Genomic DNA, 25,216 nt, shown 5'->3' with positions numbered 1-25,216 from the left:
GCCCAGCAAAGCCGCCGCACACGCCGCGATCTTCGAATGGGTCGAGAGCTGGTACAACCTCAAACGCCTGCACAGCAGCCTCGGCTACCGAACCCCCGCCGACTACGAAGCCGCCGCCACAACGGCCTGACCACCACACCGACGGTGTCCGTCAAAGCGGAACAAGCTCACACAGGTTCCACAAGGCCAGAAGCCACGCCTCGTGCCTGATGAAATAGCCTTGCTCGCACCACAGCTTGTCAGGGGCTGCGCTCAAGTGCTGGATTCCTGCTGCCGTCACCTCCAGGTGCCGATGTCGTCGCCCTCGAAGGTGATGCCCGGCACGATGCAGGGAAGGACGCCGTCGGTGTCGACCAGGTCGGCGAGCACTCGGTAGTGCCGTTGCCAGCTCAGCGGCCACAGGCAGCCCCTGTCCGGGTCGATCGCCGCCAGCTGCTCCGTACGATGTTGCGCACGCTTCGGGTCCTTCCCAGGTCCGCCCTTCCTACCACGGAGAGTGAGCCGTCAGGCCGAGCTTGTCGGCGAGCTCACGAGAAGCGACGGGAACACTGGCTCGGTATCCAGCGGCTCCGAATACAACCGCGGCGACGGACCGTCGCCGAAGCACACGCTCATATCGTGATCGATGTCAGCGAGCTCCGGTTCGGAGTCGAAGGTGGTGAGGTGTAGGCCCGTCGGTGCGACCGCGGCCTGCATGTTCCCCAGGCGCGGCACAAACCAGCTCTCGGCGACCGACGGCTGTACCGCGAAGCACACAGCACAACTGGTCGGCCCCCGCAGCCGGGACAACCGGGCCTCCAGGATGTCGAACATCTCGGTGACGCTCTGTTTCAAGAGCGGCCCGTCCCGCGTCGTCTGCGGTCGTTTGGTCTCCCGATCGCGGAGCGCGGTCCGCCACCAGCTTTCCAGGGCCTTCATCTGCTGGTACCACTGGTTGGGCATGCGGACCTCGGTAGTAGTGGCGGCGAAGCACCCGAGGCGGTCCACCAGTTCGAGAACGACAAAGCCCGCGGCCTGGCGCGCGGCCGCGAACAGGGTGCTTCACGTCGCAGAGGAGGGGCCCCACTCTGGAACGCTGGCATAATTCTCACTGCTCTCCGTGGATCTTCCCAAGACCAAGAGCTGGGTGGGAGCAGGACAGTGGAGGGTTTGTCGAGGCGAAGAGAGCGTGGCCAGTGGCCAACGGGGGCTTGTGTCCGGTGTGATGACCGCCTTACAAGGTTGCTGTACGGTGTGGAACCGTGGCTATAGGTATTCATGGCCCTTCGTACGGGGGGCCGCCGCCTCCGCCGAAGGTCCAGGCAAAGGACGTGCGGCCCCGGCGCATCTGGTACGTGATCGCCGCTGTGCTGGCGCTCGTGCTAGCCGGTATCGGGGCTTCCATCATCGTGATGACAGTAAAGAGCACGGTTCTTGAAACCAACCGTCGCTTTCCCAGCGGCGGCTCGCAGACGTTCAGCTTCACTCAGGGGGAAGCGAGGGCGATTTACGTCTCCCAGGCCGGTGAGGGTCGGATCAATTGCGAGATCCCGCAGATGCGGGCTGGGACGATGACCCGGCCGGACAGCACCTTTCAAATCACCGCTGGTTCCCGTGCATGGGCACGCGTCTTCGAGGTGAAGCCGGGCAGTAGCGGCGACTTCACGCTCACCTGCACTTCGGAGCGGCAGGCCGAGTTCACGGTAGGAGACAAACCACACGTGGGGGTCGCGGTGGGCGCTGTCCTCGCAGCGATTGCTTGCTTTGTCGGGGCACTGGCCTCAGCGGTGACTATCAGCGTGGTGACTGCCATCCGCCGCAGCCGCCACCGCCGCCGGCTTTCCGCCATGTGGGCTACTCAGCCGCAGTGGGGCCCTTCCTCTCCTCGCCCACGTCAAGGCCCCCCGACCGGTTCACTTCCATAGAAGTGTGGGTGCTCCGCTATCCGTGCGGGATGTTCATTGTGAGACTCCCACTACACGCTTGTCCTTGCATGTCAGCGCTTTGCTAGGGCGACGCTGTCTGAGTATCTGGCCGCACAGTGCGTACGAACTCTTGGAAATCGCCTAGAACTGCATCGTGCTGAGTTGCGGTGGCGGTCAAGACCAACCGGAGCACCATCCGCTCGCGCGGATCATTGATGTCATTCAGAGATAGGTACACCTGGGTTTGCATTAGTTCGCGTAGGCGGTCGTCAATGGCGGCGGCGAAGGCGAGCTTTTGGGTCAGGCCGGGCGCCGTGGGAGAACCGACCTCGCGGCGCGAGGAAACCACCAACGTCGAGTCAACCTCACGCAGTCGGTGCACTGATTCGTCTGCGATCTTCGTCAGCGGCGCTGAATCCGGCCGGTATCCACCGTCGACAGCGATGTTGGCGGTGTATCCCGCATCCGGCTGAGGGTGCAAGGCGAGAAAGACGACGCCCGACGCGGTCGCCTCTCTGCGGGACACCGGGCGCCAGCCTTCCGGCAACTGGAACTCGATGGGTACGGGAAGATTTGCGGTGATCTCGTCCGCCCTCCTTGAAAACAGCGAATCAGAACATGCCTGTGAATCCATCCTTGATGGACCCAACACCCTTTACTACGCCGTCGACCGTGTCGCCCGCCACATCGGCCGCGTCGTGTGCGGTATCGGTGACCTTCTGAGGATCAACCGTTATCTCGAGTCCAGCGCCACCGCCGATCCCCAACGTGCCATGCGCATCGGTGCCGAGGTGGAACTTCCCATCTTCTCCCACCCCGTAAATCACTTTCCCGTCAGCGCCCATACCGGCGGACACCTCGCCCGTCACACCAAAGCCGATCCCGCCGACATCCGCGCCTTGAGCAAAATTGGCTTTGGCCCCGGCGAACGCTGACGCGCCAGCATAGATTCCCTCTGGGCCAGCTCCGAAGTTGGCCGTACCCTCAACACCGACAAACCCGCCGGCGCGTTCGTAGTAACTCGCCGGACCTACACTGACACGTCCCTCGGCCAATGCCCTCAAACCCGAGGAGGCTTCGGCATCGAAAGCAGCCCCTTTGTCTGTTATTCCAGCGCTGCCCGCTAGACGGGAGCCCCCGTAAGCGTCCGTTACGCCGGAAAGCTCCAACGACCCTTTAGAGACCGTGCCATCCGCCTTCAAGTGGAAAGTCTCTGCGTAGGCTTTCAGCATGCCGAGCTTCCCGAAGCCCGGAGACACGTATTCCTTCGCCTTTTTCGGTCCGTTTGCGCTTGCATGGCCATCGGTCTCCCACCCGGTGACCGCCTCGAACATGATGCTCGCAGCATCTTTCCCAAGGGTTTTTGCACCAGTTACTGCGTGGGAGGTGACGGCATCCGGTCCCGCAATCGTCTTCACCGCGTCCTCGGCCGCCTCGGCAAGCTGAGTACGCGCCTCGTTGAGAAGGTGCTGGGCCAGTTCCCGTTGCTTTTCCCCGGGGTCAGAGAATGACGGGACTGCTGCGTCGTCAGGGAGGCCCGCGACAACTGTTGCGTGTGCCAATTTAGCGTCGCCCGTGGCTCTGTCACCCTCCTTCCACACTTCAATCGCCTCTCGAGCCTGAGCCTGAGCCCAGCGCAGCGTCGCGGCGTAGCGATCCAAAGCCCCGGCTGCGATGGTGATTGCGGCACTTGCTTTGATCCACTTCAGCGGCTGCTCAAAGAAACTTTCCGAGAATGCACTGCTCGCGGCACCGAACCAGGTGCCGACGTCCACGCGTTTGAGTCCTTCACCGATGCCTGCCATGCTTGAGCTCCACGTCGCCAGCGACTGGGCATCGGTCTCGACCGCTTCCGCAGAGCCGGGAATCAGCTGCTTCGGATCTGAGCTCTCACCGAGTTGCTTTGCCATCAGCGCTCTTCCCCAACGATGGATCCGAACCCCCGCCGCGTATCATCTTCCTGCACCTCGAAGAGTCCGGCCGTGTTGCCTACGCCGATGCCGTGTTCCTCGGCATTGCGGGTCAGTGCGCGCCTGGCAAGGTGAACCGCATCGGCGAACTCGGCTGCTACGCGTTGCAGTTGATGATGACCATAATCGGACGAGCCCACTCCGGCGGGGCTCCCCTCGCCCGCTTTGTTGAGCTCACGACCAATCATTGACTCAGTGGTACGCAGTCCGTCACTGTCAACGTTCAGCCCGAAGCCGTCCTTCACGTGACCCCCCTCTTTAGCGCCATCCGTAATATGCGTGTTGCTCAGCCCAGGTACCTCCCCGATACCTCAATAGCTGTTTAGCTTTTCAGTGGGACGCCGCGCCATGTCCAGCCATGTGCGAGAACAGCGTTCTGCAGAGGGCGTTTCAAATCCGAAGCCGAATAACGGAAGGTCTCCGTCGCCTTGAACCCTAGCTTTCCCTTTCGCTCGATCGTCCAGCGTCGAGAAGCGCTTTTTCTCACCTGGCCCTTGGTGTACTGTGATGACAAGGTGAGCCTGGGTGTCCCTCCGAACCAGTTGACCACCCACTGTCGATCCATCGAGTGGACCTCGGAATTCACGGCGTCGAAGCGCATCAGGACCTGGAGAGCGTGATGCACCTGGCTTCTCCCGAAGAGGGTTTGCCAAGCGGGCTCAAGAATGCGCCACTCCGCTACAACATCCACCCCCTCGGCAGCACCACCACGCACGAGGAACGGGACATGCGGTTGGTTAAGCGCAAGCAGCGCCGCTCGGACATCCTCGGCAGGGTATGCAGCCATGCCACTGGGGGGACGCCTTGTGCCAGTGAACTTGTCGAACAGACGCATTATTTCAGCCTATGCACTTCTTGCCGTCAGAGACAAGGAGACGAGACGCCACATCGGACAAGCAGTACCCGGACAAGCACGCCCAGCTATCGTCTCTCGCCTCAGCCGACGCTCCAGAACCGCGCGCCACTCTGCGCTCGTGCTCTGACCGCATAGACACCTCACGACCTCAAGTCGTCAAGCCGCAGCCGTCAAAGCTGTTGGGAATGCGGTGTTCTCATCGAACAGTTTGCGTCGCTGGAGGCAGTGGAACATCTGTCCAAGCATGCGGTTGAAGAGGTTGCGCTGGGCGGCAGCGTGCCAGTCGTCGTGCTCGTCGCGGCGGCGACGGTAGTGGGCCATGGCTCCGGGCGAGGCCCGGAGGGCGGAGAAGGCCCAGAGGTAGCCGGCGTGGTTGAGGCGGTCGTTCTTGACCCAGCGACGGGTGATGCTGGACTTCTTGCCGGAGGCCCGGGTGATGGGCGAGGCGCCGGCGTATGCCTTCAGGCCGCGGACGTCGGCGAAGCGGCTGCGGTCGTCCCCGATCTCAGCGAGCACCCGTGCGCCGAGCTGGACGCCGAGGCCGGGAAAGCTGAGGATGATCTCAGCGTCCGGATGCTGAGGGAAAGCTTCCTCCACTGCCTGGGCGAGGTCGTCGGCAGCCGTGCAGGCGGCCTGGAGCTGGACCAGGAGGGCGAGCATCTGCTTGCCGAGCGCGTCGTCGACGAGGGCAGGTTGGTGGGTGTAGTCGTCGCGGAAGACCTCACGGAGGCGTTCGGCCTCGGCTTCGATGCCGCGCTGGCGGCCGGCCCGCTTGAGGGCGGCTTGGAGCTGGGCCCGAGTCAGTCGAGCAGCTCGCGTGGGAGTTGGAGCCAGCTTGAGGACTTCGTGGGCTTCAGAGCGGCAGAGACCGTTCTTTCAGGATTCGAACGCCGTCAGGGCGGCTGGGTAGTACTCGCGCAGCAGGGAGCGAAGCTGGTTGGAAATCTGCTGGCGATTCCAGGTGGCGTCCTGCTGGGCGCGGGCGAGGACAGCGATGGCGCGGGCCAGGTCGCTGTCGTCGGGCATGACCCGGTGGGCGTGCATGTCGGTGCGCAGGATGTTCGCGAGCACCAGGGCGTCGCCCGGGTCGGACTTCTTGCGGGAGACGCTGTGCCGGTCGCGGTAGCGGGCGGCGGCCATCGGGTTGATCGCGAAGACCTTCCGCTTGCCCTGCCGCAGCACGGCGACCAGCAGACCCCGGGAGGTCTCGATCGCCACCGGGATCGGGTGTTCCTCGGTGTCGCCGTACTCGGCGAGCAGGTCTAACAAGACCTTGTAGCCGGCCGCATCATCCGTGATGTGGCGTTTGGCCAGCAGCTGGCCCGAGTCGTCGACCAGGGCGACGTCATGCGTCCTCTCGGCCCAGTCGATTCCGCAGTAGATCAAGGCATCCTCCCCATGACGTGGGTGTTCGCGCTGGTCACGAGCGCATGCGGGCCACGCAGCGACCTAATTCCAGGACTCGGCGACAGGCCGGTCCGCCACCTCACTAGCCGTTCGTGGCACCAGTACGTCACACGGGCCTCGGTCTCGACGGGAGCTCGCAAAGCTCAGGCATATCGAGAGGTCACCATGCAGCGGGCTCGCACCACCAACGTCAACGAGCAATCAAGACCCGGTGTGGCGGCGGTCACGCGGGCGCAAACGTTTCGCTCTTCACTCAAGGCTTCACAAGCCAGGCTTCGTGTAGGAATCCGTCCGACGCCCACGCAACCGCCATCACGAGCACGGGGACTGCACGCCGCTCTATGCGGAGGTCTCAATGAACCCGGTTCACCGGAGGCGTCGCAGCCCCGTACTCGAACAGCCCACTGGAGCGACAACCGCTCTGTATGGGCTGTTGAGAACGAATTAGGTTCGCCGGTTGGTAGTCGTGGCGGTTGGATGTGCGGTGACGTCCGATCCGACCGGCGGAGGTGCGGTCGCCGAGCCTGTCCGTGCGGGCAGACTGACCGACCAGGAGCGGCAGAAGCTGCAGCAGATCGTCCGCCGCTGCAGTAGCAACTCGGTGCGCTACCGGCGCGCGATGATGCTGCTGGAGTCGGCCGGCGGGAACAGCGTGCTGGTGATCGCCCCCCCTGTTGCAGGCCGACGAGGACACGGTGCGCGATGTGATCCACCGGTTCAACGAGATCGGCCTGACCTCCCTGGCCCCTCAGTGGGCGGGAGGCCGTCCCCAGCTGCTCAGTCGTGACGACGAGGACTTCGTCGTCCAGGCGGCCACCACCCGCCCCGCCAAGTTGGGCCAGCCCTTCACCCACTGGTCACTGCGCAAACTCGTCGCCTAGGGTGTGTCCGGTCGATCATGTGCGGAGCCAGATGACCAGGGTTGCTGCTATGGCTGTGCCGAGGAAGACGTATCCGCGCTTGTCGTAGCGTGTGGCGACTGCCCGGGACTGCTTCAGTCTGTTGATTGCCCGTTCGACGGTGTTGCGCTTCTTGTAGCGGTCTTCGTCGAAGCCGGGCGGTCGACCGCCGCGTGTGCCTTTGCGCAGGCGGGCGGCCTCGCTGTCGGCCTTCTCCGGGATCGTGTGGCGAATGCCCCTCCGTCGCAGGTATTCGCGGCAGGGTCCATTGCTGTAAGCCTTGTCGGCGGCCAGGCTGTCGGGCTTGTTGCGGGGTCTTCCCGAACCGGGCCTGGGGACGCGGATCTTCTCCAGGACCGGGCTGAACTGGGTGCAGTCCGCCCGCTGTCCACCGGTGACCACCAGGGACAGCGGACGGCAGCGGCCGTCCGCGCTCAGGTGGAGCTTGCTGGTGAACCCGCCCCGCGAACGCCCCAGGCCCTCACTTCCAGCACCACCTCCACCAGGCGGTCCACCAGGCTCTGCCACGGGGTTTCGTCCTGGTGTTCCACTTCTTCGGCCCCCTTTGACGCGGGTGCCGGCGGCGGCTCCGTCCGAGCGCCGGCCGCGTGCTGATGGGCGCGCACGATGGTGGAATCGACCGCGATGTCCCAGTCGATCTCGGATGCCGCGTCGGCCCCGGCCTGGACCTGCTGGAGCAGACGCTCCCATGTCCCATCGCCCGACCACAGTCGGTGGCGTTCATAGACGGTCTTCCACGGCCCGAACTGTTCGGGCAGGTCACGCCACTGCACGCCGGTCCGCACCCGGTGCAGAATCCCGTCGATCACCTGCCGGCGATCCCGCCACCGGCCACAACGTCCGTTGCTGACCGGCAGGAACGGCCGCAGCCGCTCCCACTCCGCATCAGTCAGATCACCCCGCCCCATGTCCACATCAACGACACGACCGCGAAGTAGTCACATGATCGCCCGGACAAGTCCTAGCCGGCGAGGAAGAGGTTGTCTCCTCTGACAGGCGGTGTTCGGCGTGAGCCTGCCTCGCGGCTACTGGTGCCGCATAGACCACTCCAACCCCGACGGTGCCCCTGTGTGTCTCCGCGGGACGACAACGCTTGATCCTGAGCAGGCGGTCGGCTGGATACGGGAGGCTGCGCGGGACGTCGCATGGATGCTCGATCGCCGCGTTTTCGCCAAGGTCTGGGCCTGGCTGGGGGACCACCCTGGTGCCGCCGCAGCCGTAGCGGAGCTTGGCTCCGGCAGGCCGTTCGACTTCCAGTTCGGCGCGGGCCAGTACTGGTGGACGCTTCTGGCCCGCCCCGTCTCTCTGCTTCATCTCACCGCCAGGTGCCACTGCTTAGAGCAGGTCGAAGAGGCTCCGATCAGGGGCTACCGCGCTGGCCTATGAGAAGCCCCCGCCACCGTCTCTCATGACGCCTTCGATTCGGAGAGATCATGACTGATCCACACATCAGCACCGAAGCTGCCCCCACCGCGCAGGTGGGTAACGAAGACCGCCTCACAGCAGTGCACGATTTGCGCGAAGCCATGCGACAGGCCGGCATCGGTAAAGCAGACCTGCTCGTTGATGGGAAGACGTGCGCGATCAGTGCTGACGACGCTGCGGGCCTGGCCGGGCTGGTCCGCAAAGGCATTGCGGAGACCTTCGAGGCGTGCACCGAACTGGCCACCTGTCTTCGCACCCACGGTCTCGAAATGGACGAACCGTACGTCACCGGCGACAAGATCAACCTTGGCACGGTCACCGTGCCCGTGGCCGCTGCGCTCGCGCTTCTGCTCGGCGCACCGCGAGAGGAGATCGAAGCCGAGTACGACGAATGTAAGGACTTGAGCCGCTGGGGCCTACGCCGGCCGTGTTGGTGATCTGCTCAGCGACGCGTTCCACCGCACCACCGGCGGAGTGCTGGTGGATCAGCTCTTCCACCCGGACTGCCTGCGGTGCAGGTCAGAGACCGCTATCGAACTGGGCCGTATCGAGGTGGAGGCTGCGCTACGCATGGCGAGCGTTCTCCAGTCCGGCCCGTGAGCCGGTCGCCGTTGCCGACGCGATCGCTGGGGCAACGGCGACCCCTCCAAGTGGGTCCTCTCTGTCTCCGCACGGCTGCCCCTACGGCCCCGGGACACCCCCGTGGAGAGGACGCGCCGCCACTCCCGGGTCCCGCGCGGGAGCAGGCGCCCCGGCTGCCGCCCGCCGCCCCGGACTTCGGCGAGCGGCAGCCGGCCACGCCCCCTCCCCTCTTTCACGAGCCGACCGCCGAGGAGACCGCTCCATGCCTCGCCCGTACAACCGCATTGCCCCCGCCGTCCGCGGCGTCCCCTGGATCGCCACGTGGGAGAGCGAGCGCGGCAGCACCGCCCTGCTGGAGAGCGTGCCAGGCAAGGGTCTGCGCTGGTTCAACGAAGGCCCCGACGACCGCGACACACGAGGCGGGCTGTGGGCGAGGAAGTCCCAGCGCATCGGACAGGGCAAGCCCGAGTACGCCGGAGTCCACCCCATGCGACAACGGCTTGCGATGGAGCTGCTGATGTGCCAGGTCTGCAGCAGTCCGTCTTCGGTAAGCCACCGCAAAGGCGTCTTGTGGATGGAGCCGGTGACGCCCGGGAAAACCCTGGTGCCGTACACCACCCACCCGCCGGTCTGCCTGCCCTGCGCCATAGTGTCCCGCGACCGCTGCAAGCGCATCCTGCGCACTGGCGCACATGCGCTTCGGGTCGCCAATCCGCGTCCCTGGGGCGTGGTCGGCATGCTCTATGAGCTCGGCCAGGGCGGGGTGCTCGCGCCCAAGCGGCCCGTCCAGGTCGGTTACGACGACCCGCAGGTCCGCTGGGTCCTGGCCAACCAGATGATCGCCCACCTCGACGGTGTGTGCCTGGTGGATCTGGACGAGGAGTACGCCCACTACCTCGCGACCGATCCGGATGCCCGCCCCGCGGCCTCACGCTCTTCCTCGCCGCGGCGCCGCCAAGCCGACGCCACTATCTCTGTCCGCCCCCCGGCGCCGTCCGGGTCCGAGTGCCCCGCAGCAAGGACTGCCATGTGCTCCCACACCCCGAAATGCCCGCCTGCCAACGCCTCGGACGCCGACGCCGCACGACCGACTGCCGTCTGCTTCGAGCAGGGCTGGAGCCTTCTTTGCAATGGCGTACCCCTGTTCGAAGACACTGGTGAGCTGCGCCCCGACCTACCGGTCGTTCCTCCACGCCGAGCCCATGACGCAACGGCAGGGCAGGTGGCAGCGTGAACTCCGCGAGTCTCCTTGAAGACCAGTCACTGGGGCTTGAGCACTTCGCCTACGCCCGATCGCCACGGGTATATGACCTGCTCCTCGGTGGCATTGAGAACTATCAGTGCGACCGAGAGGCCGCTTTCGCCGTCTACCAGGTCGCCGAGTGGCTCAGGACGGCTGCCGTCATCAACCGCGACTTCGCCCTTCGCTCGGTTCAGGCGTCCTCCGGTCTTGGCGTGCGCCAGTTCCTCGACCTGGGCTGCGGTCTGCCGAGCGAGTCCAACGTGCACGAGGTCGTCCGGGAGCTGCATCCGGCCTGTCCGACCGTGTACGTGGACCGAGACCCCGAGGTGTACGCGCACGCCAGGTGCCGTCTTGACGAATCCGCATCGCAGACCGTCATCCACGCCGACCTTCTCGCCATGGATCGACTCCTGGGCAGCGAAGCGGTGGTCGCGGCCTTCGACCTCACCAAGCCGGTAGCCGTCCTGGTCCACGACACGCTGCCGTGGTGCCACGATGACGTCGCTGTTCACAGCGCGATGGCCACCCTCCGCGCGTGGCTGCCGAGCGGAAGCACCCTTTCGATCACACATCTGACCGATCACTGGCACCGAGCCACGATGCCCGACGCCGTCAACGCCTACGCCGAGCGTGGACTGCGCGTGCGCCCCCGATGCCGCGAGGAGATCGAGGAGTTCTTCGGCGACTTCATACAGCAAGGCCCCGGCCTGACCGCGGCCGGCCGGTGGCACGAGCAGGGCCCCTACCTCCCCCACCCGGACGAGCACTCCGCCGCCTTCGCGGGCATCGCCGTAAAACCGCCGCACCGTTCAACAACCGGACCAACCTCGCACAAGTACTCACTGCTCTGAGTGCACCCCCGACCGCGCAACACCTCTGGCCCGCAGCTCTCACCTTCGGAGTGACACGTGAACCACGACGAGGTACGCCTCGGCTTGAAGCGCCTGGCTCAAGAGTTCCGCCACAAGAAGCACCACCGCATGAGCCCAAAAGAGCGAGCCGTCTTGGCCGGGGAGGTGGCGCCGCTCTACACAGCGGGTGCCACCATCCGAGAACTCAGCTCTGCCACGGCGTGTTCTTTCGGCTCTATACACCGCCTTCTGTCCACCACAGAAGGCGTCATGATGCGCGGTCGCGGCGGCACCAGGCGGCGCGACCGTCGGTAGGCGAGAACGAACCAGTCACCCGAACACGGCCGCGTCCGGTCCCCGAAACCAACGGAGAAAACATGGCACACGCCGACACCGACCTCACCAATCCGCCGCCCGTCCGGAACGGCTGTCTTGGCCTGCTCATCAACTACGCCGACGCGGTGCTCATGGTGCGCCCCACTTACAAGGACGACGGCCTCTACCAGTTGCCGGGCGGCGGTGCCAGGGAAAATGAGCCGCCGTGGGAGGCGGGCGACACGTCGAGAGGTACTGGAAGAAACTGGCCTGCACGTTCAGCCCCGTCGACTGTTGGTCCTCGATTGGATATCGGCCAAGCCGGAGAAAAACATCGCGGCCGGTGCAAACTACGTTTACTGGTGCGGGCGCGTACCAGACCACACGGCCGTCACCCTGCCTGAGCCCCGCAACGACCACGAGGACCCGGAGCTCGACCACTACCGCTGGCTTCGAGGGGCTGAGCTGGAGGGGTACTGCGCGCCGTACCAGGCCCGCAGGGTCCGAGCCGCCCTCCAGGCCCGAGTCCACGGCACCCTCATGGAGCTCCGCCACGGGCACCCGCTTTACGAGGAAGCTGTCTGATGCGCTTCGACTTCACTCGCCCATGGCAGAGCGAACACCACCAGGCAGAAGGGTCGACGAGTACGCCCCCGGCCGGAGGTGGCCCGGGCCGGCACCTGTCCGCTTGCACCCGCACGCTGCCCCACATCAACGACGCGTGCCGCACGCGGGTTCGCTGCAGGCTCCGGCCGGGAGTGGGTCGGGACGCCGCCTATACCGGGTCACGACGTCGGCGCCTACAACCGCCGGGGACCCGGAAGAGACTCCTGGGTCGGCGCCCCGCCGAAGGCAGGTTGGCACACCCTATCCATCTCATATTGGAGGTATCGGCATGGCCCCGACGAGCAACAGCACCGACCTTGACACCACCCAGCTGCGTTCACTGAGCGAGCAGTCGCCGACCCCGGTCGGCTTCGAGCTCGACGCGAGCCTGCTGGAGGTGGCCGACTCGGCAAGCCTGGTCAACATCACCAACGACAACTGTGGCAGCACCTGCGGTGCCTGCACCACCGGCGTCGCCTGAGCAGACCGCCTACGCCTGCTCAGCTCCCGAGTGCTGGTGCTGCCGCACGCCCCGCATGCGGCAGCACCAGCCCCGCCAGGCCCCTCGACCTTCTTGGAGGAGAGCGATGGCCGCTCCCGCTCGCGCCTTTCGATCCGGCAACACCGCCCTCGTCCGCGCGGTGGCACGTCCGACGCTGCCCATCCCCCCTGGCCCGACCTGACGACAGAACCCTCCATGCACACCGATCAAGCCCAGACAGGGTGGCTGCGGACCGTCCTCAGCATCGCTGACATAGAGGAAGGACTACAGCAGGCCAGCCCCGTCCTCGCAGCTCGGGCCCGAGCCCTGGGCGAATCCGCCCGGCCCCGCCGGCGCGACGTGAGGCGGGCGGTATTATCCGTCGCCCGCTACCTCTTGCGCGCCGCACACCGGCCGACTCCGTTCGGCCTGTTCGCCGGGGTCACAACCGCAGAGTTCGGCCCACGAGTACAGGCGTGTTGGGGCAGCGAGCCGGTGGCGGTCGTACGCGCGAGCGCTCCCTGGCTGGCAGACGTGATCACCTGCCTGGAGAGCTGCCCGGAACTGCTCTCCCATCTGACCGTCATCGCCAACAGCACCATGACGACCCGCGGGGACCGGCTAATCGTGCCGTACCAGCCGCGTCCCACGGGAAACGGGACCCGAGCCGTAGAGGTGTCACTGGCGCACACCGTGCCGGTGTCCACCGTCCTGGCCGCTGCCCGGGGCCCGGCTCGCATCGGGGACGTGAAGGACAAGCTCCTCGCCGACTTCCCCGAGGCCGGGCCAGACCATGTGGACGCCCTGCTCAAGGAACTGGTCGAACGGCATGCGCTGATCACCTGCCTCCACGCGCCGAGCACCGAAACCAACGCTCTGAGGTACCTCCTGGATCAGCTCGCGGCGGTCGAAGCCGACCGCGTGAAACCGGTCGCAGACCTGGTGGAGGCCCTGCGCGAGATCCACGCGAGCCTCCGCCGAGCCAACACGCGCTCACTGGCTCAGGCCCGTTCCGAGCGCGGGAGCGTGACCGAGAGGATGCGCGCCCTGATGCCGGGGCGCAAGCACCCGCTCGCCGTCGATCTACGTCTGACTGACGCGGACCTCACGCTGCCCACGGAGGTGGCGCGCGAAGCCGAGCGTGCGGCCTTCGTCCTGGCGCGCCTGAGCGCCGCGCCGTTCGGGGCAGCTGAGTGGAAGGCGCACCACATGCGGTTCTACGAGCGATTCGGGATTGGCTCGATGGTGCCGCTGAAGGATGTGGTCGCGGACAGCGGGGTCGGCTTCCCCGACGGCTACCCCGGCACCGTGCCGGCGGAGCGGCGGCCAATCTCCGAGCGGGACGAGGCTCTGGTACGTCTCGCGCAAGCTGCGGTGCTGGATGGCCGCGACGAGGTAATCCTCGATGAGTCCGTGATCGCTGACCTCGCTCAGGGGGAGGAGCCGGTCAGGCTCCCGCCGCATCTGGAACTGGCGGTGGGTGTGCACGCGGACAGCGTCAGAGGCCTTGAGCGCGGGGACTTCCGGTTGGAAGTGGTGAGCGTGTCTCGCGGGGCAGGTGTCAGCATGGGCCGCTTCCTCGACACACTTCCTGAACGGGAAGGCAGCCTGATCGCGGCCGAGTTGTCCGACCTACCCACGGCCGATCACAACACGGTGGCGGCGCAGTTGTCGTTCTCGCCGCTCGTCGCGGAGACGGCACACGTCGCCCGTTCCCCGCAGACCCTGCCCCACGTGATCAGCCTGGATGAATACCGCCCCCCGAGCGACACCGTGCTGACCGCCGATGATCTCGCGGTCGGCTGCGACGGTCGCCGCATGTACCTCGCTGTCCCGGACCAGGGGCGGCGCGTCGAAGCCGTTGGCATGCACGCGTTGAATCTCCACACCCACACGCCGCCCCTGGCCCGCTACCTGATCGAGCTGAGTCGCGCCCAGTGCGCCACCGTCACGGTCTTCGACTGGGGAGCAGCCCGGACCATGCCGTTCCTGCCCCGCCTGCGCTACGGGCGCGCCATCCTGGCAGCGGCTCGCTGGCGGCTGGAGCCCACCGAGCTGCCCCGCCAGCCGGCAGCGTGGGGTGCGTGGGACGAAGCGTTCGCTGACTGGCGCACCCGCCGGCGCCTGCCCGCACGGGTCTGCCTGACCGAAGGCGATCGGCGTCTCCTCCTGGACCTGAAACACAGCGGCCACCGCGTGCTGCTGCGCACCCATCTGAACCGCGGCACCCCCGCCGTACTCACCGAGCACCTGGCCGAGACCGGCTGGTGCCAGGGCCGCGCCCACGAGGTCGTCATCCCCCTCAAGGCGACCGAGCCGCCGGCGTGGCCGCGCCTGCCCGCCCCCACCCAGGCGAGGCTCATCGGCCGAGACCGTCACGATGCCCCCGCCGCCTCCGACGTGTTGCTCGCCAGCCTGTACGGGGACATCCGCCGCCAGGACACAATCCTTTCCCGCCATCTTCCCGACCTGCTCGACGGGCTCGACGGACCCCCGTGGTGGTACGTCCGCTTCCGCGACCCCGACCAACACCTGCGGCTACGCATCGCGCTACCCGAGCCGGACGCCTTCGGGGCGGTGGCCGCCAAAGTCAGCGCCTGGGCTGATGACCTGCACCGCGCAGGACTGCTGCGGGAAGTGCGCTACCCGACGTCCTACCCGGAGACCGGCCGGTGGGGCTCCGGGCCCGCGTGGCAGGCCGCCGAAGACGTCTTCCGCACCGACTCGCGCGCCCTGCTCGCCCAGTTGCGTCTGCCCAAGCGTCCTCCGCGCCGGGCCTTGGTCACCGCCCACACCGTGGCCATCGCCTCCGCCTTCCTCGGCAGCGCGTCGGCGGCAATGCAGTGGCTGATCGCCAACATCCCGGCGCGAGCACCCGAGCCCCTTCCCCGGCACGAGCTGACCGAGGCCGTACGACTGGCCGACCCCCGAGACCAGTGGCAGGCGCTGACCGCCGTCCCCGGAGGCACCGCGATCGTGCAAGCGTGGCGGGATCGCGACCGCGCGCTGTCCGTCTACCGCGAGCGTCTACACGGACCGCACGCCCAGGGCATTGGCCTCGACGATGTCCTCAGATCCCTGCTCCATGTGCACTTCGTACGTGCCGTCGCCGTCGACTTCCCCGAGGAAGCGATCTGCCTGTACCTGGCGCGCGCCGCCGCGCAGGCGTGGACGGCCCGCACCACCGGGAGGAAACCGTGACCCAGACCCTCTCGGGCCTCGCCGCACGCGTTGCCGATCTTCTCACCCACCCCGACCTCGCACCGCGCCAGTCGCACAGCGCACCGTGGTGGCGGCAATCTCTCGCGCACGGTATCCCCGGCGTCGCCCTGCTGCACATCGAGCTGGCCGCCGCCGAGGTGCGGCCGTGGCAGCGCGTCCACGACTGGCTGTCGGCCGCCACCAAGGCGCCGATCACCAGCGGCCCCGACAGCCACCCCTTCTACGGGGCCCCTGCCCTTGCTCATCCCCTGGCCTGCGTAGCCGAGCAATTTCCCGGGGCCTACAAGCGGACACTGGACGGCTTCGACCAGAGCATCAGGGCCGAAGCCCACCGCCGGGTCGCCGCCGCGCACCGCCGCATCGACAGCGGCGACCTTCCAGCACTGGCTGAGTTCGATGCCCTCCAAGAACTCACCGGCTACGGGGCCTACCTGCTGCGGCGCGATCCCGACGCGCCAGTGGTGGCTCACATCCTCACCTACCTGGTGCGCCTGACAGCCCCCATCTCCCACGGTGAAGACGAGGCGCCGGGCTGGTGGACCCTCTCGGGACCTTCCGGCAGGCCCGATGACCGTTTCCCAGACGGGCACGCCAACAACTCTCTCGCACACGGAATCGCCGGAGTGCTGAGCCTGCTCTCGCTCGCCGCCCGCCGCCGCCGTCGCGTGCGCGGCCAGCTCCACGCCATCCGTTCCATCTGCGCCTGGCTGGACCGCTGGCACGACGCGAGCGGCCGAGGTAGCGCCTGGCCGTACTGGGTCACCCGCGCTCAACTGCGCTCCGGACACTTGAAATCTGCTGGCGTGTCGCGCCCGTCCTGGTGCTATGGAACGGCGGGCCTGGCCCGAGCCCAGCAGCTCGCCGCCCTCGCTCTCGGCGACAGCGACCGTCAGCTCACCGCCGAGCGTGAACTCCTCGACGCGCTCACCGACCGCCGCCATCTCGCCGCGACCACCGACATCGCTCTGTGCCACGGCTTCGCCGGGCTCGCCCACGTCGCCGCCCGCACCGCCGACGACGCCCTTTCCGCGACCGCCGGTGAGCTGCGTGCGGTTCTCCCCGCTCTCCTCTCGGCCGTGCTGCCGCCCGGCACCGACCCGGAGAACACGGTCACCGAGCTGATGGAGGCGGACGACGGCGGGCCCGGCCTGCTCGACGGCACCGCCGGCGTCGCACTGGCCACACTTGCGCCCTCCACGGGCACCGCACCCCACTGCGCCTGGGACGCCTGCCTGCTGATCTCCTGACCGCCGCCCCACCGTGAGGACCCTGATGCCCGACTTCTGGTGCCAGCACAACATCGTCTTCCACGACCGCGACAGCGGCCAGCGCGTGATCAACAACCTCCTCGGCCCCGTGCTCCTTGCCGCCGACCGGGACGGGACTCTTCGCCGTTGGTGGTTCATGAACAAGCAGCCCTGGCCGCTGCGGTACCGGCACGACACCCGCGCCTGCGACACCGTCACCCGGCTCCTGGACCGACTCGCCGCCGAGGGACACATCAAGGACTGGACCGACGGCATATACGAGCCCGAGACTGCCGCCTTCGGCGGACAGACTGCCCTGCAAATCGCCCACGAGCTGTTCCACCACGACAGCCGACACCTGCTCACCTACCCCGTAGCCCCCGGCCATCTGGGAAGGAGAGAGACCGCCGTCGTACTGTGCAGCACCATGATGCGGGCAGCCGGTCTCGACTGGTACGAGCAGGGAGACGTCTGGGACAAGGTCTCCCACCTGCGTCCGGCCGAGTCGACTCCCGCGCAGACATGGAGCAGGGGCACGACGACTGCGATGCGCCGACTGATGACCGTCAACACCGCGACGCTGAGCAATCCGTCGAACAAGGGGCCGCTCACCGGGCACGCCGCCTGGGTGAGCGCCTTCGAGGGCGCCGGACGCGCTCTGGCCTACCTCGCTCAACGAGGCCAGCTCGAACGCGGTCTGCGGGCGGTCATCGCCCACCACTTCATCTTCCACGCCAACCGCGCTGGTCTCTCGATACAGGACCAAAGCTCCATGTCAGCACTAGCGAAAGAGATCGTCATGAGTTCGAGCGACCGTACTGAGACCACCCCGTCAGCGGCCGGTACGAGCACTAGCGTTACCGAGGTGAGCACCGACACCATCCAAGACAATGACGCCGTCGTCGAGCGCCTCCGCAACGCTCTGGTCGACCAGGTCGTCTCCGAGGGCCGGATCAAGACCCCGCCCATCATCCAGGCAATGCGTACAGTGCCCCGCCACCTGTTCGTACCCGAGGCATCGCTGGACGACGCCTACGCGAACACGACCGTCCACATCAAGTACGACGAGGGCGGCCAGTCGATCAGTTGCGCCTCGCAGCCGGGCATCGTCGGGCTGATGCTGGAACAGCTCCAGCCGCAGCCCGGCGAACGCATCCTGGAACTGGGTGCCGGGACCGGCTACAACGCCGCGCTGCTGGCCCACCTCGTGGGCGAGAACGGTCACGTCACCACCATCGACGTGGACGAGGACCTGGTGGAAGGAGCCCGCGCACACCTGGCTGCGGCAGAGGTCGACAACGTTACCGTCGTCCTCGGTGACGGTGCGGTCGGCTCAGCCGACGGCGCGCCCTACGACCGGATCATCGCGACCGTCAGAGCACACGGCATCCCGCACGCCTGGCTGGAGCAGCTTGCGCAGGGCGGACGCCTCCTCGTCCCCCAGCGACTGCGCGGCCGTCAACCGGTCGATCGCCTTCGAGCGCCGCGAAGACAAGTGCATCTCCGTCAGCAGCCAGATGAACACCTTCATGCCCCTGCGGCGCGGTGTCGCCGACGACGACCGGCCGCTCATCCCGGTCACCGGCACCGGGGCCGTTCACCTCCAGACCAACACGGACCAGGCGATCGACGCCGCCGCCCTGGCCGACGTCCTCGACCAGCCTTCCGTCCAGGAGTGGACCGGTGTCCTGGTACGGGGAGTCCCCGGAGTGGATGGAGCTGTGGCTGACCCTCGCCATGCCCAGCGGTCTGAACTGGATGTCCTTCGACAGGGCAAAGACGGCCGGGACGCTGCTGACTGACGACCCCTACCCGAGCTCTACCGCGGTTTTCGACAAGAGCGCGCTCACCTACCTCGCCCGCCGCGTGTCCGACCAGAAGACTCCAGAAGGCGGCAAGCTCTGGGAGTTCGGCGTCATCGGGCACGGGCCCGGCAGTGACGAGCTGGCCGCCCGCGTCGCTGAAGCGATCCGGGAGTGGGACCGCGGCTACCGGGGGCGCGAAGCGGACTTCGAGCTGCGTCCGCTTGGCGCGGCATCCGCCGAGCCCCAGCCCGGACAGTTCACCGTCGACACGCCGCTCAACCAGATCGTCATCAAGTGGCAGTAGACGGCCGATGGTTGCCTCGTGTTCCCGCCCGTGCCGGGCGGGAACACGCTCCCTCGTCTCTTGGCGGACGCATGGACCGCAACGTCCCGATAGCCCGGCACTTCCCTCTCATCGCACGCTTCAGGCCAGCATGCCTGCCTCTTCCGGAGCGTATCCAGGCTCTCACCGCCCTCGCTGACCAGTGCGAGCAGGACAACGACCAGGGCGTGGCCTCGTCCGTCCACAACTAGGCCGCGCTCCTCGCCTCCGACGTGGGCCTCTCTGACCTCGCCCGCGAGATGTGCCACGCTCACGCAGACGCTTACCTGCAAGCGTGCCCCCTTCCCGCGATGAGCGCCATCCGAGGACTGGAGCCACTGGTCAACCTCGCCCGCCTGGAGATCCGCGCCGGAAACGCCGATGCGGGCCGGGACAGACTCACCGCGCTGTTCGAAGCCGTCACCAACGGAACGAGCCTCGAATACGACGGCATCACCGTCCCGAATGAACTCGTCGCGACCCACCCATGACCGGCTCGAAGTGCGCGGCTGGCTGTGGCGCGTACTCCTCGCAGACGGCACACGAACGCTGACCTCCGCCGGACGCTGGAGCGAGGCTGAAGCCCACATTGAACGGCACCGCGGCGTGGGGAAGCGCATGCTCGACGGACGACAAGTCGCCGTCGTCGCCGCTCTCGTCAACGGCGATCACGAGCGGGCCGCCCGACTCGTTGCCGAAACGGCCCCCGGCGACCAGTGGGAGCACGAAGTCACCATGAGCCTCGCCACGGCGGGCAAGGCGTTGAGCGGGACGGCACGCAGAGCGGACCTCGCGGCGTTGACTACCGCCTACTTCCATTCCAGGCCGGAACCGGGCCGCACGGTCTTTGACACGCGCCTGGGTCTGACCATCCTGGACCTCGCCCAACTGACCGGACACCCTGCGGACGCCGTAGCTCACGAGTTGGCCTCTCGAGCGGTTGATTCCGCTGACGGCTACGCCGCGCGTGAACTTTTCGCCCACGGACCGTGCCTGCACCTCCTCAATGAACAGCAGGTCTCCCGTTGCCACGAACTCGTGGCGGTGTGCGGGCTCGCAGCGCAACGTCTCCCCGACCGCGTACTCGGGGAGCTCAAACACGCACTCCATAAGGCCGACCGTGTACTCCAGCAGGGCTTCGCGTAAGGACCTCTTCGACGGGGCTCGACACGTCCGACATCAGCCCTAGCGTCGGCTGAATGTCCCAGACGAACGACACGGCCGACGCCCGACGAGTGGGCATCTCCGTGCGAGGCGACCGGCCGATATCGCCCTCGATGGCAAGCGCTATCGAGGCGAGCACCACTCGGTCAGCCGCCTCAACCCGCGCGGGGCCGTACGCCTTACCACTGTCGCAGACCACGGGCGCGGCTGTCGGCGCACCCGCGGTCATCGCCAATCCGCAATGAGGCCGCAGGCTCAAGCCTACGGACGCGCCGGACACCGAGCATGGAGAAGAGTGCGCGGCCCTTTCACCGCACCGGGCCATCGGCGGTGGCGCACACCTGACGCGCGGCGGCCACGACGTTGTCGGGCTACTGCGGCGCGGTGGCCGGGATCAGACCTGTGACGCACTAGTAGCGGGAGCTGCCCAGCGAGTTCCCGGCCACCAGGGGCACCTCCCCGCACCCCATCAGGTCCAGCAGGTGCCGTGCGAAGCGAGTCCGTTCACCGTCCACATCGTCGCTGGTCACCGCCAGGGCGAGTTCCGGAACGGCGCGTGCAGCCGGGCCGCGTTGGCACAGCCGGACCCCTGGCCGGAAGACCTCAGCGCGAGCCCGCTGGTCATCGACACCGACATCGGCGGCGATGCAGACGAGGCGATGGCCGTGGCCGCCCCTGACCATTCACAGGACGCCAGACGGATGCTTGTCCGCCGTCACGCGGCTGGGTTCTCGCCGACCGCATCGCGTGGCCGTTGATCGTCGACTGGCGTGTCGTGTGGTGCCGTGGTGGTGTTCCGGCGGAATCGCTTCTTCTCCATGCCCCGTAAGGCAGCCCAGACGAGGAGGGCGACTGCTGTCAGTACCCATAGGCCGATCCAGAGTAGTCGCCACCAGGCTGCGCCCGGGTGGAGGAGTGCGTGCAGGGTGTTGATGAGCATGGCGGTGCCGAGGCTCCAACAGAGCGTTCTCCCTGCGGCGTTGGCGACGGGTGTCAGCTGGTTGGTGGGCTGCGGCGGCATCAGCGTCTCCTTCCGGCCCTGGCGGTCGAATGCGTGTCCGACTCTTGACTCGGAGTGAGCCTGGAAGGTTGTACCCGTTACGCGATGATCCCTGCCGTAGCGCTACTTCCGATCGGATAGCAACTCGTCAGTGACGGTTGTCCTCGCCTGACGGTTGTAGTGCAAGAGCACTCTGTTACCCGTTCGATACGGGTATCTGCCGTTCTCTTGCCAGAGGGAAAGAATTTTCGGACATGACGCGCTCACCCTCTGGATCTTTGTGGTGACCGTGTGAAAACGTGCAGCGGCTGCCGGTCATCGTGACCGGAGTGGTCTCTTCCGAGGGGGAAGATGCGCGACCGTGCCTCGGGCACGCCCGTTCGGCGTGCCCGCACGCAGTCCAGACGTACCGTTACCGCCACACTCGCCGTCCTGGCGGCCACCGCGACCGGAGCAGCCATGCTGCCGGCCACCGCGAGTGCCGCCCCAGCGAAGAAAACACCGTCCTCCGCATGGGGGAAGGGCAAGCCGGACGCAGAGGTTCCGCCGGTGAGGGTGGGGGAGACCAAGCCGGCCACCAGCAAGGAGGAGGCTGAGCCGTCTCCGGAGGTGGCGGCCTGGCGCAAGGCACAGAAGGAACGCGCGGGCAAGACGGCCGACGCCGCGGGGAAGAAGACGCTGCGCTCCGCAGCGGCCTCGACGACGGTGCCGAAGGGGCAGGGCGATGTGCCCTGGCACGAGATATCCGACTTCCGGATCACCGATGCGCTGGTGGCGCGGGTCAACTACTCGACCGGCAACCTGATGCTGGCGGCCACCGACTTCGACATCGCGGGCGTCGGCCAGAAGCTCCAGCTCACCCGTACCTACAACTCGCTCGACGCCCCTTGGGGGAGGGTCTCTCAGCGCTGGTGGCAGGGCTATGAGCGATACCTGCACGTCACCGCGGATGAGGTCGTCCTCTACGACAAGACCGGCGAGAGTCTCCGTTTCACCAAGGACGGCGATTCCTATACGACGCCCGAGGGCTACAGCAAGGATCTGAAGAAGAACTCGGACGGAACCTACACGCTCACCGACCGCAAGTCGGGGGTGAAGGACACCTACAACGAGTACGGCAGCCTGACCAAGGTCACCGACAAGAACCACGGCGCCATCACCGTCACCCAGCATGACAAGGGCGGCGAGAACAAGGGCTTCAAGCTCACCGACAAGCGCTCCGGGCGCTGGATCGACCTGGTCAAGACGGACGCCTCGCAGTGGCAGGCCACCGACCACACCGGCCGCACCGCCGTCTTCGATCTCAACAGCGCAGGCGACCTGGCCAAGACCACGGACACCGAGGGCAAGACCACCACCTTCGGCTACGACTCCTCCCGCCGGTTGACGAAGATCACCACCCCGGAAGGGCGGGTGACGGTCTTCACCTACGACGAGCACAACCGCCTCACCTCCATGCTGCGTGCCACCCACTTCAATGGCGACGAGCACGCGGGCCCCACCTATCGCTACAGCTACAGTGCCGACACTCCGGACACGGCGGGCACCACCACGGTCACCGACCCGCTGGGGGATGCGACCAAGTACGAGCACGACGCGGACGGCGAGGTCTCGAAGGTCACCGATCCGCTCGGACACAAGCGCTCGCGGTCGTACGACGCCAACCGCAACCTGGCCACCGCCACCGACGCCATGGGCACCGGCGGCAACCCCGGCAACGTGACGGCCTACGGGTGGGACGGGCGTAACAATCCGACCTCGGCCAAGCTGCCTACCGGGGCGACCAGCTCCCTGACCGGTTACCAGACCATCGCTGGCGCCGACCTGCCCGGCACGGTGAAGATGCCCGACGGCGAGGAGACGAAGTACTCCTACGACGCCAAGGGCAACACCACCTCGGTTGCGGTCTCCGGTGACGGCGGCGGCAAACGCACCACGGACTACAACGAGGCCGACCCCACCTGTGGTGGCTTCGAGGGCCAGGTGTGCTCGGTCAAGGACGAGCGGGGCAAGGAGACGAAGTTCTCCTACGACGATCACGGCAACCTGACCAAGGTCACCCCGCCCTCCCCGATGGGGAACACGACCTACACCTATGACGAGAAGGGCCGCCCGGCCACCGTCACCGACGGCCGCGGCACCAAGCTCACCTACACCTACGACCAGCGCGACCGCGTCACCAAGGTCGCCAGCCCCTCAAAGACCGTGGCCTACCACTACGACGGGGATGGCAACCTGCGACAGCGCGACGACAGCACCGGCGTGATCAAGTACGCCTTCGACCCGCTCTCCCGGGAGACCGTCCGTACGCTCCATGACGGGTCCCAGACGGTGCTGACCTACACCGCGGACGGCAACGTCGAAACGTACGAGGACCCGGGCGGCAAGACCCAGTACCGCTACGACGAAGCCAACCGGCTCACCGACCTGACCGCGCCAGGCGGCAAGAAGACCACCTACGCGTACAACAACAACGACACCCGCACCTCCACCACCTACCCGGGTGGCACCAAGCAGTCGGTGACGGTCGACAAGTCCGACCGGCCCACCAAGATCAAGGCCACCAACGGCGACACCACTTTGGTTGACCTGGCCTACACCTACAGCTACGCCTCGGGCGGCAAGACCGTTGACGGCACGAAGATTCGCACCGTCACTGACGCGGTCGAGGACCTCAAGCGCACGCACACCTACGACAGCGCGGGCCGCTTCTCCTACGCCAACGAGACCAAGAACGGCAAGCGGAACAACTCCTGGCAGTACTGCTACGACCCGGCCGGCAACCTCACCTCCCAGGGCATCACCGAAGGCTGCCCCCGCGGCACCACCTACGACTACAACGACGCCGGCCAGATCACCCAGAAAAACGACGACTCATCGGGCTGGTCCTACGACAAAGCAGGAAACGAAACCGCCGGCGCACCCACCCCCGAGACCGCCCGCACCAAGAGCACCTGGTCAGACTTCTCCCAGCTCACCTCCACCACCGTGCACGGCAAGACCTATGACGGCCAGTACGCCTCCACCGACAACAGCGAACGCGTCAAGGTCGGCGACACGTTCTTCCACCACGGCCCGCTCGGCCTCTCAGCCACCAGCACCGGCGGCCAGGACACAGGATTCGTCCGCGAAGCCGAGGGCACGCTCAACTCCGTGACACGAGGCGGGAAGAGCTACTACTACCTGACCGACGCACTCGGCTCCACCGTTGCCATGGTCGACGAGTCGGGGAAGAAGACCGCCTCGTACCACTACAGCCCCCGCGGCGTCACCGTCCCCACCGAAGACAACGGCACCAGCCAGCCCTACCGCTTCGCCGGCACCTACCAGGACCCCACGGCGATGTACCACATGGGAGCCCGCTACTACGACTCCCGCAACGGCCGCTTCACCCAACCCGACCCCTCCGGCCGGAAAAGAACCCCTACCTCTACACCGAAGGCGACCCCGTCAACCGCATCGACCCGACAGGGCTTGCCTCGTGCAGTGAGAACGTGGTGATAGGCGTCTTTTCGGCGGGTGGCGCAGTGGCTTCCACGATCGGCCTTTTCACGACTCCTCTCACCGGAGGTGCTTCCACATGGGCTGCTGTGGTGCGGTTTGAGACCTCAATCCCATCTCCGGTATACAGCGTCAGAGGAATCGTGAATGAGTGCTTCTAGAAAAGGGCAGATGGTCTGCCTGGCCGCACAGGCAGCAAAGACGGCCATTCAGCCAGCCCCCTGGAAGCTCGCACTACCTTTGGATGAGCGGGTAAGTCTCTTCGATCGTGACAAGCGCACCAGGCTTGTACGAGCGCTGCTGTTTCCCATCTACGTCGTGCCCTGCCACGGGCCCGGACTTGCGGCTACAGGGTGCGCACTTCCAGCACACCATCCGCCACCAGCGTGTGCGTA

The 25,216-nt window shown here is 66.8% G+C and carries 19 protein-coding genes and 4 pseudogenes; 15 read left to right on the top strand and 8 right to left on the bottom strand.

What is annotated here, in order from left to right; translation table 11 throughout:
• Nucleotides 1–130: integrase core domain-containing protein (locus DQ392_RS02005; protein WP_114013677.1), on the top strand; the 130-nt coding region annotated here is incomplete at its 5' end.
• 374 nt (nt 131–504) lie between these two features.
• Here DQ392_RS02005 and DQ392_RS01995 read toward each other — a convergent pair.
• The gene (locus DQ392_RS01995) at nt 505–942 is read right to left on the bottom strand and encodes a LysR family transcriptional regulator (protein ID WP_147266472.1); all 438 of its coding nucleotides are present in this window, start codon (nt 940–942) and stop codon (nt 505–507) included.
• A gap of 392 nt (nt 943–1,334) precedes the next feature.
• On the opposite strand from DQ392_RS01995, the gene DQ392_RS01990 reads away from it, so the two are divergent.
• Nucleotides 1,335–1,904, top strand: a complete 570-nt coding sequence (locus tag DQ392_RS01990) for a serine/arginine repetitive matrix protein 2 (protein WP_245981052.1) — start codon at nt 1,335–1,337, stop codon at nt 1,902–1,904.
• 82 nt (nt 1,905–1,986) lie between these two features.
• Here the strand turns inward: DQ392_RS01990 and DQ392_RS01985 are convergent, their stop codons facing one another.
• The 5 genes and pseudogenes from DQ392_RS01985 to DQ392_RS01975 form a co-directional block, all read right to left on the bottom strand.
• Nucleotides 1,987–2,538, bottom strand: a complete 552-nt coding sequence (locus DQ392_RS01985; RefSeq protein ID WP_245981051.1) for a hypothetical protein — start codon at nt 2,536–2,538, stop codon at nt 1,987–1,989.
• Nucleotides 2,516–3,814, bottom strand: coding sequence for a putative T7SS-secreted protein (locus tag DQ392_RS33960; RefSeq protein ID WP_147266471.1), 1,299 nt, complete (start codon nt 3,812–3,814; stop codon nt 2,516–2,518). Before DQ392_RS33960 ends, DQ392_RS01985 begins: the two co-directional genes overlap by 23 nt.
• Nucleotides 3,814–4,119 (bottom strand): hypothetical protein, encoded by a 306-nt coding sequence (locus DQ392_RS33955; protein WP_147266470.1) that lies wholly within the window; start codon nt 4,117–4,119, stop codon nt 3,814–3,816. The genes DQ392_RS33960 and DQ392_RS33955 overlap by 1 nt, the downstream gene beginning before the upstream one ends.
• A gap of 77 nt (nt 4,120–4,196) precedes the next feature.
• A complete protein-coding gene (locus tag DQ392_RS33950) occupies nt 4,197–4,709 on the bottom strand; it encodes a hypothetical protein (protein WP_147266469.1) in 513 nt (170 codons plus the stop codon).
• 177 nt (nt 4,710–4,886) lie between these two features.
• Nucleotides 4,887–6,116: pseudogene (locus tag DQ392_RS01975) on the bottom strand (IS110 family RNA-guided transposase).
• Nucleotides 6,117–6,621: 505 nt separating this feature from the next.
• Between DQ392_RS01975 and DQ392_RS01970 the strand changes: the two are divergent.
• Nucleotides 6,622–7,015, top strand: a pseudogene (locus DQ392_RS01970) (helix-turn-helix domain-containing protein); the annotation flags it as partial.
• A gap of 18 nt (nt 7,016–7,033) precedes the next feature.
• Here DQ392_RS01970 and DQ392_RS01965 read toward each other — a convergent pair.
• Nucleotides 7,034–7,965 (bottom strand): IS5 family transposase gene (locus DQ392_RS01965; protein ID WP_425470463.1). Its coding sequence is split into 2 segments (ribosomal slippage): nt 7,034–7,593 and nt 7,593–7,965, totalling 933 coding nucleotides; the frame shifts between segments, so codons are not numbered across the junction.
• Nucleotides 7,966–8,490: 525 nt separating this feature from the next.
• Between DQ392_RS01965 and DQ392_RS01955 the strand changes: the two genes are divergently transcribed.
• The 11 genes and pseudogenes from DQ392_RS01955 (at nt 8,491) to DQ392_RS35935 (ending at nt 20,302) form a co-directional block, all read left to right on the top strand.
• On the top strand, nt 8,491–8,919 hold the full coding sequence (locus tag DQ392_RS01955) for a hypothetical protein (protein ID WP_147266468.1): 429 nt from the start codon (nt 8,491–8,493) through the stop codon (nt 8,917–8,919).
• Nucleotides 8,920–9,326: 407 nt separating this feature from the next.
• On the top strand, nt 9,327–10,298 hold the full coding sequence (locus DQ392_RS35945) for a DUF5999 family protein (RefSeq protein WP_245981048.1): 972 nt from the start codon (nt 9,327–9,329) through the stop codon (nt 10,296–10,298).
• Nucleotides 10,295–11,158 carry an SAM-dependent methyltransferase gene (locus DQ392_RS01945; protein WP_114013671.1) on the top strand — a complete coding sequence of 288 codons (864 nt, stop codon included), beginning with the start codon at nt 10,295–10,297 and terminating at the stop codon, nt 11,156–11,158. Before DQ392_RS35945 ends, DQ392_RS01945 begins: the two co-directional genes overlap by 4 nt.
• A gap of 57 nt (nt 11,159–11,215) precedes the next feature.
• Complete coding sequence (locus DQ392_RS34740; RefSeq protein ID WP_281272941.1) at nt 11,216–11,473, top strand: helix-turn-helix domain-containing protein; 258 nt, start codon at nt 11,216–11,218, stop codon at nt 11,471–11,473.
• A 62-nt stretch (nt 11,474–11,535) separates the two neighbouring features.
• A complete protein-coding gene (locus tag DQ392_RS33945; protein ID WP_147266467.1) occupies nt 11,536–11,877 on the top strand; it encodes an NUDIX hydrolase in 342 nt (113 codons plus the stop codon).
• A 491-nt stretch (nt 11,878–12,368) separates the two neighbouring features.
• Entirely contained in the window at nt 12,369–12,560 is a 192-nt protein-coding gene (gene fxlA / locus DQ392_RS01930; protein WP_114013669.1) for an FxLD family lanthipeptide, read from the top strand.
• A 216-nt stretch (nt 12,561–12,776) separates the two neighbouring features.
• Nucleotides 12,777–15,761: a lantibiotic dehydratase gene (locus DQ392_RS01925; RefSeq protein WP_114013668.1), complete on the top strand. Its 2,985-nt coding sequence runs from the start codon at nt 12,777–12,779 to the stop codon at nt 15,759–15,761.
• Entirely contained in the window at nt 15,758–17,029 is a 1,272-nt protein-coding gene (locus DQ392_RS01920) for a lanthionine synthetase C family protein (RefSeq protein ID WP_114013713.1), read from the top strand. The genes DQ392_RS01925 and DQ392_RS01920 overlap by 4 nt, the downstream gene beginning before the upstream one ends.
• Before the next feature lie 25 nt (nt 17,030–17,054).
• Nucleotides 17,055–19,138: pseudogene (fxlM, locus tag DQ392_RS01915) on the top strand (methyltransferase, FxLD system).
• A 329-nt stretch (nt 19,139–19,467) separates the two neighbouring features.
• A complete protein-coding gene (locus DQ392_RS35940) occupies nt 19,468–19,647 on the top strand; it encodes a hypothetical protein (protein WP_342774895.1) in 180 nt (59 codons plus the stop codon).
• Nucleotides 19,622–20,302 (top strand): hypothetical protein, encoded by a 681-nt coding sequence (locus DQ392_RS35935; RefSeq protein ID WP_342774894.1) that lies wholly within the window; start codon nt 19,622–19,624, stop codon nt 20,300–20,302. Before DQ392_RS35940 ends, DQ392_RS35935 begins: the two co-directional genes overlap by 26 nt.
• Nucleotides 20,303–21,035: 733 nt before the next feature.
• On the opposite strand, the gene DQ392_RS34255 is transcribed toward DQ392_RS35935, so the two are convergent.
• Nucleotides 21,036–21,341 (bottom strand): hypothetical protein, encoded by a 306-nt coding sequence (locus DQ392_RS34255; protein WP_181856231.1) that lies wholly within the window; start codon nt 21,339–21,341, stop codon nt 21,036–21,038.
• Between the two features lie 528 nt (nt 21,342–21,869).
• On the opposite strand from DQ392_RS34255, the pseudogene DQ392_RS01900 reads away from it, so the two are divergent.
• Nucleotides 21,870–24,982: pseudogene (locus DQ392_RS01900) on the top strand (RHS repeat-associated core domain-containing protein).
• Nucleotides 24,983–25,216 lie beyond the last annotated feature (234 nt).

This window comes from Streptomyces reniochalinae (genome assembly GCF_003323735.1).
GTDB lineage: Bacteria > Actinomycetota > Actinomycetes > Streptomycetales > Streptomycetaceae > Streptomyces > Streptomyces reniochalinae.
The sequence above is the reverse complement of the archived record's forward strand: the minus strand, read 5'-3'. Positions and strand labels throughout refer to the sequence as shown.

Coding starts and splice junctions, on each gene's coding strand:
- DQ392_RS01995 (WP_147266472.1), bottom strand. CDS start 942: ATGCCCAACCAGTGGTACCAGCAGATGAAGGCCCTGGAAAGCTGGTGG.
- DQ392_RS01985 (WP_245981051.1), bottom strand. CDS start 2,538: ATGGATTCACAGGCATGTTCTGATTCGCTGTTTTCAAGGAGGGCGGAC.
- DQ392_RS33960 (WP_147266471.1), bottom strand. CDS start 3,814: ATGGCAAAGCAACTCGGTGAGAGCTCAGATCCGAAGCAGCTGATTCCC.
- DQ392_RS33950 (WP_147266469.1), bottom strand. CDS start 4,709: ATGCGTCTGTTCGACAAGTTCACTGGCACAAGGCGTCCCCCCAGTGGC.
- DQ392_RS01955 (WP_147266468.1), top strand. CDS start 8,491: ATGACTGATCCACACATCAGCACCGAAGCTGCCCCCACCGCGCAGGTG.
- DQ392_RS35945 (WP_245981048.1), top strand. CDS start 9,327: ATGCCTCGCCCGTACAACCGCATTGCCCCCGCCGTCCGCGGCGTCCCC.
- DQ392_RS33945 (WP_147266467.1), top strand. CDS start 11,536: ATGGCACACGCCGACACCGACCTCACCAATCCGCCGCCCGTCCGGAAC.
- fxlA (WP_114013669.1), top strand. CDS start 12,369: ATGGCCCCGACGAGCAACAGCACCGACCTTGACACCACCCAGCTGCGT.
- DQ392_RS01925 (WP_114013668.1), top strand. CDS start 12,777: ATGCACACCGATCAAGCCCAGACAGGGTGGCTGCGGACCGTCCTCAGC.
- DQ392_RS35940 (WP_342774895.1), top strand. CDS start 19,468: ATGAGCGCCATCCGAGGACTGGAGCCACTGGTCAACCTCGCCCGCCTG.
- DQ392_RS35935 (WP_342774894.1), top strand. CDS start 19,622: ATGAACTCGTCGCGACCCACCCATGACCGGCTCGAAGTGCGCGGCTGG.
- DQ392_RS34255 (WP_181856231.1), bottom strand. CDS start 21,341: ATGCCGCCGCAGCCCACCAACCAGCTGACACCCGTCGCCAACGCCGCA.